Annotated in this window: 2 protein-coding genes; both read right to left on the reverse strand. The window is 44.5% G+C overall.

Annotation, left to right across the window (positions count from 1 at the left end):
* Positions 1–49: 49 nt before the first annotated feature.
* Entirely contained in the window at positions 50–1081 is a 1032-nt protein-coding gene (locus HOP08_02230) for a type IX secretion system membrane protein PorP/SprF (GenBank protein NOT73717.1), read from the reverse strand.
* Positions 1082–1094: 13 nt separating this feature from the next.
* Positions 1095–15326 carry a T9SS type B sorting domain-containing protein gene (locus tag HOP08_02235; GenBank protein ID NOT73718.1) on the reverse strand — a complete coding sequence of 4744 codons (14232 nt, stop codon included), beginning with the start codon at positions 15324–15326 and terminating at the stop codon, positions 1095–1097.
* Between the last annotated feature and the right edge of the window lie 8 nt (positions 15327–15334).

Below are 15334 nucleotides of genomic sequence, written 5' to 3' on the forward strand. Positions count from 1 at the left end.
ATTAACAGAAGAAAATAGTAGATAATCTGCAGTTACTGATTCTTGCAAATTACTTCCAGAAGCCTTCCTGACGGCCACCAGTAGGGCAAGGAATCAGGCGATTACGCTTCTTTACTCCTCGGTGTATAGGCTTCGCACTGAACTCATACATGATTGAAAGTTCGTGCGCACCACCAGAGGAAGTTGAGAGTGGCGACGTATTGAAGTCATAGCTGTATCCAATCGTCATCTTATCAAGATACATACCTAACTGAAGAATGATAGCATCCTGTTGAATGGTATTAGTAGATGTCTTCTCGAATGGTTTTCCTCTATACCAGAATCCAACAAATACCGGATCAATGTGATAATTCAATCCAATGTTCAACTGAGAGATACCACCCTGAGATTGATAAATGAATGAAGGTGTCAGGTACGACATTCTTGAAGACGTTCTCAATCCATTCATAAGCGTTAATCTTGCGCCGGCATGAAGAGTGATCTTTGTGGAGAGACGTGTCTCATTGTTCAGGATGGAAAGATTGGGCTGATTCATGTGCGCAAAAGCTGCACCAAACCATAGAACTTTTGAATATACCAGGAACCCAGAACTAAAGTCAAAGTATTGCTGATTACCTAACTTGTACAGTGCGGGGTCTACTGATTCACCATTGGCAAATTCAATACCATCTCCCAGTCGAAGCTTGCTCCTGTCAAGTCCGTTGATTCCATATCCAAAGGAAAGACCTGGAGAGAATATTATCTTGTCATTGATTCTTAACTTATAGCTATACAATAAATTCACATTGGTTGTTCTCCATCCGGCAGATCCCATCTTATCTGTGGTGGCAAGAATTCCGAATCCGCTTTTCAACTCATCCACCCAGATATCGTAGGATGCTGCAAAAGTTGAGAAGGCCTGAGGCAAATTTGGCCACTGAATACGGTGGTTGAATGTTGCGCGCTGCTGAGGAGTGACCCCAGTAAATCCAGGATTCAGATAAAGAGGTGATTGATAATATTGAGAAAACTGAGGATCCTGCGCAAAGGCACCTGCTGCTACCAGCATCAAAATCCCCAGTAAAAAACCTCTCTTCAGCATAACGCTCATAAATTTATCGAATCATAGTAACATCACCAATTTGTGTCGTTCGCTGGCCATCCGACAGTCGAATGGTAAGCTTGTAGACATATACACCGGCCGGCAGCAGCTTGCCATCAGCATTGTATCCATCCCAACCCGTTTGTGTGCTATTACTTTCAAATATCAAATTACCCCAGCGATCATATATCTGCAGGTTGTACTCCTCAGCTCCCTTGACAATCGGCATGAATACGTCATTGGCCTTATCTCCAGGTCCATTTGCACCACCCGGACCATTCAGGTTAGGAGTAAATGCATTTGGAACTTTCGTTACCCCACCCTGCTTGGCAGTGATCTTCTGAATCGACGTATCCGCGCAGACTACACCATTTCCGTGATCAAACTGTGCATACAGTGCCAGGTTGTAGATACCCTCAATCTTATAACTATAGTTCGGATCATCGGCTGGCTCTGTCTGAACCAGGAATTCATTATTGAAATCGAAATCCCAATAATACTGGTTCGCACCCTGGCTTTGGTTATGCAATGTTAGCTTCTGATCCGGAACAAAGACTGTTGTCGGTGTTGCCGTGAATGCCGCAATTGGTTTCGGGAATACCGTTACTTCCTGCGGTGTCGCAAACGCTATCTGATGAGTAAATGTATTGGATGTACTCATTTCAATTCTGTAAATACCAGGTCTTGTCAGAAGGAATTTCGGCAGCGGAACATTTGAAGTCGCCACTACATCTCCACCCAAATAAACCTTGTATTCCAAAACATTACCTGTGCTGGTACTTGAAGTTACTTCAATAGTTGCCGGGAAACAGGACTCTGAAGGCGACGCTATGAATGTTGCTACCAGAGGCTTTATAGTAATATTTATGAACTTAACTCGCTGAACAGATTTACAAGACGGTCTTAATGTGTTGAATGCATCCAGTGTTACCCTCTTGGTTCCAGGAGTTGAATAGGAAACAAGTGGAGGAACAGGTCCCGAGAATGTTGCCGGTGTTGCATCTGCTCCAAAGCTCCAATCATAAGTGTAGAACGCCGGATCCACAGGAGTAGAAGTATTGGTATACGTCAGATCAGCGGTTCCATTCAGGAATTCATGAGGCGCAGGGCCTTCATCAAAGTCAGCAACTACACTTCTGTACACTTTAATTTCAATAGGACTAGAATCATTTGAGGCCGGGCAGTGTCCATTGGTAGCCCGGAAGAGAACCTCATAGATGATTGGATTGGCCAACGTATTATTTGTGAATGCGTAATTCAATGTTGTACCACTACCAATAACTGTTTCAGGAACCTGTCCTTGTATTCTGAATGACCACGTTTGTGAGGTCGCTCCAATTGTCTGGCTTGAGAATCGAACTATCTCTCCACTGCATATCTCAGTTTGATCCGCAACAACATTTATTACGATGTTCGGATAAACTCTGACAGGCAGGTTAGCGCTTCGTTTCAAGCAACCCAGTGCCGGATATTTTAACGTATCCAGATAAGTGGCCAGCGATGCCCTGAAATTGAACGTCGATGTTGGATTATCATTCACATACGTATGCTTGATGATCTTATTCAGCTGGGTAGAAGTTGCTGCGCCAGTACTCAATGAGTCAGCCGCATCTCCAAATGACCATCTGTAATAAGTATCCTGAACCTGATTGTATTGGAAAGATACTTCGACAGGACTACATCCTTCTGCTGGTAATGGATTTGTAATCGCAAAAGTAGGATCTGTATCACCAACAAACACCTTCACAAACTTCTGAGGGAAGCTTGCAGGATTTGCCAATGTATCGATGGAACAACCATTAGGATCGGTTACACTGATCAATGCAAATCTTGTAGTCGTCTGCATGTTCGGTTTGGAAATGACTGTAGTTCCCGCCTTGTTAGGCACATTGAATACAGTCGTTCCATCAGTATACTTAAAGCTGAACAATGGCTGACCAGTCAATTCTACGATCAGGAATTCAGTGCTGTTTTTACAGATGTATTCCGGATTTGGATTCAGGAATTGAGCCTTCATCTCAGGAGAAACAGTAACGATAACGATCTTACTATCCCCTACGCAATTTGTTGCTGCAGGGCCTGTAGGAACAAATGTGTAAACCAATGTAGCCTGGAATCCAATGGTGTTGAAGAGTTGGTAATTGATAATCGGACCTGATCCGGAAGGTGTAACTCCCAAACCATTTGAATCATCAACTGTCCACGTATAAGTAGTACCCGCTACATTGCTGGTTGGATTGATATTCAGGAATCCACCATGACAAACCTTCAATGTGCTTGGCACTGTTGCTTTTGGTTTCGGATTAACAACAACATCAACAGGAATTGCAGGACCTGTACACGTTCCAACACGTGGTGTAACAAGGTAATGAACTGTCTCTGCGGTAGTACCATTATTATTAAACAGTACCTGGAAGATACGATCTCCTGCTCCGCTGCTGGCACCTGTTACATTTGGTGCGATTGGTGCAACCACAGTCCATGTACTAACCGTAGTCGGTCCAAGATCTGAGGTTAAGGTAATATCAACCGTTTCGCCGCTACAAATTGGAGCTTGCGGTGATGCTGTAATGTTTGGACGAGGATTAACCGTGATCACGACATTAACATCGTCTCCTACGCAACCTGCACCACCAGAAATTCTTGGGCGGAAAGTATAAGTGACTGTTTCAATATTGAGACCAGGATTGTTCAAATTATCATTCAGGCTTGAAGTCTTAGGGAATACTGTGTTCACTAATGTCATACCTGTTACTCCGCCTGTTGCAACAACATTCTGAAGGAGATATTCTACGACTCCCGTAGATGGTGCCGTCAGAGAAGACAGACCAATGTTAGTCGCGTCTCCTTCACAAACAATTCTTGATGATGGTGTAGCAATAAGCTTAGGCTTAGGCTCTACATTAACAATCACCGGCACAGGCGCTCCTGTACAACCGGCGCCTCCTCTTGCTCCATTAGCAACCGGAGTTATGTTATAAGTAACAAAGCCAGGTGAGTCAGAACTGTTCACCAGATTATCAGTGATATGATGTCCTTCAGCAAGATTGCTCAATGCAGGAATGAATCCTGTCATTTGCGCTCCGATAGAAGAAACTGCAGTATAGTTGAATGTGATTACACCTGCCGTTGGATTGGTTGGAGAAACAAACTCTATATCCACAGGATCAATACCATTCAGTGTTGTGCTACTACAAATGTTAGCCTTAAAGTTGACTGGTGTCGCGACCACAGTAGGCTCAATAGTCAACACAATGTCTTTCAAAGGACCAAGACAGCCTAAAGAAGATCTAGGCCTTACACTGTATGTAACCGTTAATGGATTGTTGGTTGGATTATCAAATCTATCAGCTGCGAAATAGTTGGCAGCGACAGCTACTGCTGGTGAAGTTGCATTTGATCCGTTTGGAACCAGACCTCCCATAACAGTTATTCCAATCACATCATAGGATGTTGCGGTTACGCTGGTTGATTTAGAAGCCAACACAACTCCTCCTACCACATTAGAACATACAGTCCTGTTGAGATTATCCTCAACGGCAGGTGCAGGATTGATATTAAATACCAGGATTGCTTCTGCGCCTTCACAGAATGAAGGTGTGCCTACAACCGGAACGATATGATACTGTACCGATAATGGGCCAGAAGTTGTATTGATCCAAACATCATTGAAGATAGCGTTTGATAACTGACCAGGTCCGATACCAGCATTTGTTCCACCAGAAGTAACTCCGGCAGGAATGATGATACTATTAATGTTGTAAGTAGCAGCCGCTACGGAACCAGCCTGAACACCTAACGTGATAGAGGTTGGCAATCCACTACAAACCGGAGTTGGACTCAAACCTGGATCCAATGTAGGTTGAGGATTCACTGGAAGATCAAAGTTCACCGCTGCACCATCGCATGGTGCTGGGGGATTGCTTGGACCTGTAGGCACGATTGTGTAACGAACGATTACCGTGGTTGCACGTGTGTTAGAATACTTGTCATTCTTAATAAGGTTGAATGTTCCGGGAGTATTCAAAGCAGCGTTACCAGCATCAGTAAAGTTTGCTGGTATTGCACCGCCAAATGTGAAGCCACCATCTGTGCTGTATTGCTTGGCAATGATTCTGTAACTGGAAGCACCTACGGAGATACCGTCTGTACCCAAAACAACATTACTGATATCATTACTGCAGACAGCTGGTACACCTGGATTGAAAATAACTGGCTTAGGATTGATAGTAAACACCACCACCTTTGGATCACCAACACATCCATTCGTTCCATGAGGAGTAATGGTATAGGTTACGTTCTTAGGAACAGCTGTAGTATTTGTAAATACATCATTAAAGATGGCAGCAGCAGGTCGCGCTAAACCTGTGGTAGCGGATCCAACAAGGCCGGCATCCACCACGGCAGTGATATCATAATTTGAAGCACCCACTGAAACTCCATCCGTGCTAATATTAGATCCGTAAATCTGATCACTACACAATGTCTTGCTCAATGAACTTGAAACAACAGGTTTAGGTCTAACAGTGATCGTAAATACCATTGTTCCACTAACGCAAGTTCCTTTTGTAGCAGTCACGGTGATCGTTCCAACGAAGTTGGTGTTACCTGTATTATTAGGTGAAACGTAGGAAGCAATGTTTCCATTTCCGGTAGCAGGAAGTCCGATCGCTGTATTGCTATTTGTCCAGGAATATGTTTCTCCCCCACCTGTATTGGACACGAAGTTAATAGGTCCAATGCCTGCACCTGTACAAACATCAATGTTTGGTTGAGCTGTAATAACCGGAACTGCTTTGATCGTAATGGTGAATGTTCTTGCAACGCTTGTACAACCAGTCTTTGTAGCGGTTACTGAAATCGTTCCGACAATGTCAGAACCTGTATTGTTAGGCGGAGCTGCATAAGATGATATAGGTCCTGATCCACCGGCAACAAGTCCGATAAGTGGATTGCTATTGGTCCAGTTGAAAGTTTCTGATCCACCTGTATTGGCCGCAAAGTTAACTGGCCCAACTGTAAAGCCTGGACAAACTGAAATATCCAGAACAGTTGACACAACTGGCTCAGGTTTCACGGTAATACTGAAAACCATCGCTGTACTGGTACAACCATTCTTAGTTGCCGTTACACTAATATTTCCAACAAAAGCAGTTCCTGTTAAGTTAGCAGGTGCAGCATATGCAGCTATGTTTCCGCTTCCGAAAACAGGAAGTCCGATAGCAGCGCTTGAATTAGTCCAATCGAAAGTTTCTGATCCACCCGTATTAGCTCCGAAATTGATTGGCCCGATGGTCTGACCAGGACAAACTGAAATTGGAGTTACTGTAGTTACAACAGGCTGAGGTCTGATGGTGATTGTAAATAACATCGGCGCACTGGCACAACCATTTTTAGTTGCGATGACACTCATATTACCAACTATCGCAGTACCTGTAAGATTTGCTGGCGCAACATAAGTTGTGATATCGCCTACACCCACGGTTGGCAAGCCAATTGAACCATTTGAATTGGTCCAGTTGAATGTTTCCGATCCGCCTGTATTTGCAGCAAAGTTTATCGGTCCAATAGGATCTCCAGGACAAACTATAATATTTGATTCAGAGGATACAACTGGTGTTGGCTTAATGGTTACCTGGAATGTTCTCGCAACACTGGCACAACTATTCTTTGTAGCAATTACACTGATGGTTCCAACAAAAGCTGTTCCTGTTAAATTAGCTGGCGCAACCCATGATGGGATATTACCAACACCACTTGCTACAAGACCAATAGAAGGATTAGAATTCGACCATGAAAATACTTCCGCTCCTCCGGTGTTTGCAGTAAAGTTGAATGGCCCTACTGTTGCCGTTGGGCAAACGGACGCATCAGGAATTACAGCAACTACAGGCTGAGGATTTATAGTGATGTTAAAGGTTCTGATTACACTTGGACATCCATTGAGTGTCGCAGTAACAGAAACGGTTGACGTAAACGCTGCTCCAGTTAAGTTAGCCGGTGCAATATAAGAGGAAATATTTCCCACTCCATTCAACGCTAAACCTGTGGTAGTATTCGTGTTTGACCATGAGAAGCTTTCTCCTCCCCCGGTGTTTGCTCCAAAAGTTATAGGACCAACCGTCGCTCCAGGACAAGCAACAATATCAGTAACAGCATTGACTACAGGTTGTGGACTGATTGTGATCTTGAATGTCATCGCGTTACTGGTACAGCCATTCTTAGTCGCTGTTACACTTATAGTACCTACAATAGGAACTCCTGATATGTTGGCAGGCGCAGCATATGATGCAATATTTCCAATTCCATTTAAGCCAATGCCGATTGCCGAATTTGTATTGGTCCAGTTAAAAGTTTCAGCACCACCAGTATTTGCAACAAACGCAGGGGGAGCAATGAGCCCGGCAGGACATACTGTAATATCTGTTACAGTATTAACAACAGGCTGTGGTTTAATAGTTATTGTGAATGCTCCAGGAGTACTCGTGCAACCCGCTAACGTAGCGGTAACTGAAATATTACCAACAATGTTAACACCTGAAATATTGGGAGGCGCTACATAAGAAGGAATAATACCTGTTCCGTTAAGCCCAAGACCAATTGCAGTATTACTATTTGTCCATGCGAAAGTTTCACCTCCACCTGTATTTGCTCCAAAGTTAATCGGACCTACAGTCTGACCAGGACAATCTGCAATATTCAGAACAGCGTTCATCACTGGTTGAGGACTAATCGTAATCTGGAATGTAACTGGCGGACTTGTACAACCGTTTTTCACTGCTGTCACACTGATATTACCCACTATTGGTGCTCCTGTTAAGTTAGCAGGTGCTACATAAGATGAAATTGGCCCCACTCCACTTGCAAGAATACCAATTGCGGTATTATCATTTGTCCAATTAAAAGTTTCTGAACCGCCTGTGTTGGCTACAAAATTAACTGGCCCCACGTTTTGTCCAGGACACTTGGTGATGTCTGGAACAGCCGTTACAACTGGACGTGGTTTGATTGTTATTTTAAAAGTTGCAATGGTGCTTACGCAACCATTCTTCGTTGCAGTAACACTTATGTTTCCAACGAAATTCGAACCGGTTGCATTGGCAGGAGCAATAAATGATGGAATGCTTCCTGTACCACTTCCTCCCAATCCAATTGTTGTATTGTCATTGGTCCAGTTAAATGTTTCCAAACCACCAGTATTCGCTGTGAAAGTAATAGGTCCTACACCCTGACCTGGACAAGCTTCAATATCAGTGATTGGTGTAACCACTGGTTGTGGTTTAACAATAACCTGGAATACAAATGGCGCACTGGTACAACCATTCTTAAGAGCTGACACACTGATATTTCCGACAATGTTAGCACCTGTAGTATTGGATAGAGTATTAAATGCACCAATATTACCAGGACCGCTTCCAGCAAGACCAATCAGGGTATTATCATTAGTCCATGAGAAGACTTCACTTCCTCCTGTATTAGCTGAGAATGTAAAAGGACCAACCGAAACACCTGGGCAAACTGTCACACTTGTAACTGTATTAACAACAGGTTGTGGCTTAATAGTAATCTTGAATGTGATAGGAGGACTTACGCAACCATTAAGAGTTGCAGTCACACTGAAGTTACCCACGATGTTAACACCTGAAACGTTTGGTGGTGCAGTATATGAAGCAATACTTCCTGTTCCACTACCCAGCACTCCTACCGCAGGGTTATCATTCGTCCAATTGAAAGTCTCTGAACCACCCGTATTAGCAACAAAATTTATTGCTGTTACGCTCACACCCGGACACACTGTGATGTCTGTAACAGGCGACATGATCGGCTGTGGCTTAACAATAATCTGGAAATTCTCAGGGAGACTATTACATCCGTTTTTATTCGTTGTAACAGATACGTTAGCAATGAATGGACTTCCTGTAGTATTTGCAGGAGCTACAAATGATCCAATGTTTCCTGTACTACCGGATGAAAGTCCAACCGTTGTATTATCGTTCGTCCAGGTAAAGACTTCTCCTCCACCCGTATTAGCAGTAAAGTTAACCGGACCAATTGTTTGACCTGGGCAAACAGAAATACTACTGATAGCTGAAATAACAGGCTCTGGCTTTACGGTCACTTTAAATGTGACTGCCGTACTGGTACAACCATTCTTAGTGGCTGTTACACTGAAGTCTCCAACAAATGCTGCCCCGGTAAGATTTGCAGGAGCTATATAAGAAGGAATACTTCCAAGACCGCTTAGACCAACACCAACTGCAGGATTTGTATTCGTCCAGTTAAATGCTTCTGATCCGCCGGAGTTTGCAACAAAGTTTATTGGTCCGATTGTCTGACCTGGACAAACTGTTATATCGATGATTGGTGAAACAACTGGCTGAGGCCGGATGGTGATTTTGAAAGTAACAGGAGCACTAACACAACCATTTTTGGTGGCCGTAACACTCATGTTTCCAACCATGTTTGAACCACTTGCATTAAGCGGTGCTGTATAGGCTGCAATATTTCCTGTTCCACTGGCAAGAAGTCCTATTGATGGATTGTCATTTGTCCATGAGAAGGTCTCTCCTCCCAATGTATTTGCACTAAATGAGATTGGTCCGACAGCGAGTCCAGGACATACTATAATATCAGACACAGCTGCCATTACCGGTTCTGGATTTACAGTAATCACAATCCTTCTCTGAGCAGCTGTCTGATTGCTTAGACAGGCTGCGCCACTTCGTGCAACAATAGTATATGTTGCAGTGATAGTAGATCCGGAAGTATTGGTCAATACATCAAGGATATGTTTAGTTCCGGCTGGCCCCATAGGCACACCACTCTGAGCCGTTCCTTGTGCAGCACCCGCAGACATAACAGGTGCAGTCCAATCAAAATTAGTTCCGGCAGGAAGATTAGCAGGATCTAATAATATCTCATAGTTAACAGATTGTCCGCTGCAAATTGTTTTTGCTTGATTCAATACTAAAACAGGTTCAGGATTTACCAAAACTGTTACAGTTTGAGCAGGACCCTGGCAATTAGGTGATGCTTGCGCCGTTGGTATAACTTCGAAAGCAACAGAGCCGACAGCACCTGATGTATTTCGGAGTGCGGCAACGCCCGTAAATGTCACGCCTAAATTTCCTGTTCCGGCTTGTCCATTAGTAACTCCATCCACAGATCCAGTGATACTTGTAACAGTCCAACTGAAGGTACTGAGCTGTGAAGCTCCAAAAGGAAGTGTTGGCGCAGCTCCGCTACAGATTGTTGTAGTATTTAAAGACGTCATTACAGGTCTATCTCCGACCGTAATATTTTTTGTGAATGGTGTACCTGAACAACCGGAAGAACTAGTCTCGCTTACACTAACCGTTGCTGCTGCAGACAATCCAAAATCTACCGTAATAGTTTGAAGATTAGGACCACTGGCTGCACTGGTAATCGTTGCACCTGAGGCAGTCCATGTATAGGTAGATCCGGGAGTAAATGCTCCAGGAGGTATGGTGTAGTTAACACCTGTTTGATTCTTACAAACAGGATCCGGCCCGTTGATTGCCAGTGCACCTGGAGCACTTGCAACTGTAACAGGCAAGGACTGGGTAGTTCCAGTACAGAGATAAACATTAGTCTCTGTCATGGTGATATTCCCTGCACCAACGGTCGGGAATCTTACAAGGACAAAGAAGTCAGCTGTTGTTCCACCTGCAAACTTTACAAATGGCGCAGGTACAACCCAGTTATAGGATGATCCTGTATTCGGTGTTACCTGGTAAAGTAATGTAGTCGTTGCATTAGCGCACACTGTACCAGGTCCACTAACAGCATTGGTTCCAGGTAATGGATTTACAGTTACAACTACATTTCGTGGAGTTCCAAGACATCCTGCTCCGCTTTTTGGTGTAATAACATACGTTACATTGATAGGAGCAGCAGTGAAATTGGTAAGAACATCCATAATGTGCTTTGTACCTGCCGCACCCATTGGAAGATCGACCAACTGACCGTTTGCTGGTCCGGCACCGTCAGGGTCAGGCCATGTAAACGTAGTACCCGCTGGTAAATTTGCTGGCGTCAGTAAAATTTCACGATTCACATTTTGTCCGCTACAAATAGTAACAACTTGTCCGGACACAAGGTTTGGAGCAGGTCGAACCGTGATAACCACCGGAGTCAATGCACCCGCGCAAGAAGCCGGTGCATTACTGGTTGGAGTAATGTTGTATGTAACAGTAATGTTATTACCAGTAACATTTGTAAGAACATCTGTAAGATGAAGTGTTCCAGCCGGATCAGCAGCTACTGCTGCACCCAAGTTACCTTGAATTGGTCCTGCTGACACTGTTGGAACAGGCCAGCTAAATCTGGTTCCTGCAGGTGTGTTGGCAGGAGTCATCAATACTTCAAGATTCACCGGATCACCGCTGCAAATTGTTTTAACCTGACCCGCAGTAATGACAGGAGCAGGATTCACTGTAAAGACAATGTCGACTGGTGCACCCGCACATGCAAAGGCACTGCTCGGTGTTACCGTATAAGTTACCGTAATCGGAGCACCAGTTAGGTTTGTTAAAGTCTGATTAATATGTTTTGTGCCTGCAGGATCCGCAAGTATAGTACCCGCTGCTCCCTGTGCTGGTCCTGCTGATACTACCGGAGCGGGCCATGTCAAAGTTGAGCCTGCGGGTGCATTAAGAGGGGACAGAAGAACTTCATAGTTAGTCGTTTGACCACTACAAATTGTTTTAACCTGACCCGCAGCAACAACCGGTTGAGGTCTAATAGTAATAGTAATATTTCGTGGAGTTCCAACACATCCCAAACTACTGGTTGGAGTAACAACATACGTAGCCGTAATATTGGCACCCGTTGTATTCGTTAATACATCCGTAATGTGCAACGTAGTTGCCGGGTCTGCAGCAACAGCAGTTCCAATAGATCCCTGGGCACCTCCTGCTGACATCGTTGGTAATGGCCATGAGAAGGTAGTACCAGCGGGAGTATTGGCAGGTGTAAGAAGTATTTCACGATTAACGGCCGCTCCACTACATATTGTTTTAGCTTGATTAGCCATTACAGGTACAGGTCTTACCGTAAATGCCAAGCTTGTATTATCCAATGTCTGACATCCTGCAGCACTTTGAATAGATACTAATTGAATCGTATGAGGCCCTACCGCATCTAATGTTACTTCTGAAAAAGTAGGTTGTGTCGCAACTGTTGGTGCACTCGTTGCAGTTGTTGTAAATGTTTTCGTAGGTCGTAAAACTCCATCCACTCTGTAGGTCAATATAAAACCTGCCGTGCTAGCGGAACCAGCATCAAGTGTAAAGACCAGCTTAGGATCGGTCGTGCCTGGAGAGCCCGCATTACAAGCTGCAGAAATATCCAACGTTGGACCTGTTGCAAATGTTGGCGCACTACCTCCTGAGGCAACAGTTCTGCTAGGACTAATAGCTGTTGCCGCGCAAACCGGTGAGTTACTATCACTCAACGCAGAAATTTTATAAGTCCCAGCCGTCGTAGGGCCTACGATAGTAAAAACATTGGTTGGCTCGACAATATTAATACTGGCTGGAATCGTCGCCCCATTAATAGTATACGTCAAAGTAAATGGTCCTGTTCCGGTTAAATTAAATACGATATCCGGTGCAGGATTTCCACTACAAACAGAACCACCTCCCGTTGCACTGGCAACTGTAGGCAAAGCATTAACCGTTACGCTTACTTCAGTGGTTGGTTGAGGTGCACAGACACCCGATGTTGCAATTCTTACATAATAAGTAGTTACTGCTAATACGGGTGGATCATATGTTGGATTAGTTGCACCAGCAATAGGATTATAGGGTCCACCACTTACTGTTGAGGAAGACCATTGATACGTGGGAGGCGTTCCATTGCCACCACTTCCAAGTGTTAAACTCGTGAATGCAGCAGGGTCAACACCCGCGCAAACAACCTGTGTATTGCCAATCGTACCAGGCACTACTGCCTGATCTACTGTTATACTTACCGCAGCGGTTGTTGCAAAGCCAGGACATGCACCTGTAGCAACACCAGAAGTTACCACTCGCTGATAATACGTAGTGGTGGTAATAGGACCCGGCTCATCGTATGTTATTGAAGTTGCACCTGTTATTGCAAAATACGGACCTGCCGGACCCGCCGTGCTGGACTGCCATTGATATGCGTACAAACCGCTACCCAATGTTGGTGATAAAGTATTTGTAAATGCAGCTGGATTGGCACCTGTACAAACGGTCTGTGAATTACCAATGGTACCCGCCGTAACAGCCTGTTCTATTACAAAGGTTACAATGTTACTTGCCTGAGATGCGCAAACTCCCGAACTCGCGATTCGTTGAAATTGAACCGGAGACATCGCTGCCGTCAGTACACCCGGATCATAGGTCAGTCCTGTGGCACCCCCTATATTAGTAAACACCCCTGCACCGTTCTTTTGTTGCCATTGATAAGCATAGAGCACACCATCTCCACCAGAGGCTGGAGTTGTACTTGTAAAGGCCGGAGGATCTTCACCTGTACACAAAGTAAGCGGAACAGCATGGGCTATAACACCAGGGACAACCTGTTTATGGATGGTAAAGGGTACAGTTGTTGGTAAGCTCTCGCATCCATTGACTAAAGTTCCTGTCAAAAAGAAATTTCTTGTAGTTGGAGCTCCCGGGCTTTTGTTCACAACTCCGGGAACACTCGCTTCTGTCACTGGATTAAAAGTGTTTGCCGTTACCTCTAAGTCTCCTGCTACGGCAAGCGGGAAAGTACTATACCATCTATAGGTTGTGTTTGCAGCGACAGCGGCTGATAGATTATAATTACCATCGGCCTGCCCTTCGCAAAAATTAGGAGGTGTTGGCGTGAATGTAGGAGCTGGCGGTGTCGTAACTATTTCAACAAAGTTCTCTACACTTTCAGCTAATGCCAAGGTCGCTGGGACTAGTGCGTTGTAAGCATTACAAACATCCCAGTATTCCAGCTTAACATAAAGCCGTTGGGTAACGACCTGAAGGGTCGGATCAGTTGTGGTGATAGTGGCCATGTAAGTAGCTGCCGTGCTTGTTAAAACCGGAGCATTAATAACGATTACACCATTACCATCAGCAGGGCCGGTATTCGTTGGAAAATATCCTGTGGGCGAAACTCTTGTTCCGGTAGCATTATTATTGGTTACTCTGATCGGTGGAATGACTCCAAAGATCGCTGAGGGTAGCGTGACAAATATGTCAGGAATATTTCCAACTCCACCATTATCGCGACTTCCGTATGTGATACGAATTGCTCTTCTTGCCTGATTAGGAACTCTGGCCTCAAAAGCTAAAGGACAGTTAATATTTGTATTGTCCGTGAAATTCATGTTAACGTTTGTCCCACGACACACCAGATTGGAATTGGCATTCGGCAATGGAGGTAAATTTAATGTACCTGTATTCTTATTATCTGTGTCATAGTTGGCAAAAAGTGTTGTTTTGGTAAGTCCTGGGCATAGAACACCTGCTGCAAAATTTAATGCTGGTGTAACAGAGGCTGTCCAGCCGCACGCGTTTGGAGCGGGTCCGGTAGTGCTATTAGGATAAGTATGGGTAGGACGTGACGTTACAATGATCGCAGGAAGACCTGATAAAGCTGTTGGATCAATAAATGTAGTTGATGCCGCTCCTGCTGCGTCCGATTGATATGAAGCCTCAGAAGTATTATTACCATCTCCCCAGCTAATATTGTGAAGAACGTTACCACCAGCGTAAGCATCACTATTCCTAACTCTTAAGCTAAGATAAAACTGATATTGAGTAAAGTCTTCAACTACTGGGACGCAAACCTTGGCAACTTTTGTTGGAATAAGCCCCTGTTGGAAAAAGGCAAGATCACTACAATCCCCTGTCCACGTGTTTTTTGAAGTAGCGAATGCAACCTGAGATAGCGCCGTGACACCACCAACGGTCAACGTGCTTCCCACATTCGTAAATCTCACCGTCAGTACCTGGGTCGGTAGCAAATAAGGAACACCGTTAAGCCCAGTCGCGTCAAAGGATACGGTTACATAATTAGCAGAGGGCACATTTCTGGTTGCACCTATTACAGTAACAGGAATATTATTTATCTGAACTTCCCATTGACCATTTGAAGTAGTTCCTCCTACCAGTCCAGTGAAAAGAACAGCAACGGAAGCCTGATCTTGAGTCTCATGGCGCGGGTCTGTAGTGGTTACTGATACTGCCTGCCCATAGGCAATCTGTCCAGACACGCTTAAAA

It is taken from the genome of Cyclobacteriaceae bacterium, assembly GCA_013141055.1.
Taxonomy (GTDB): Bacteria; Bacteroidota; Bacteroidia; order Cytophagales; family Cyclobacteriaceae; genus ELB16-189.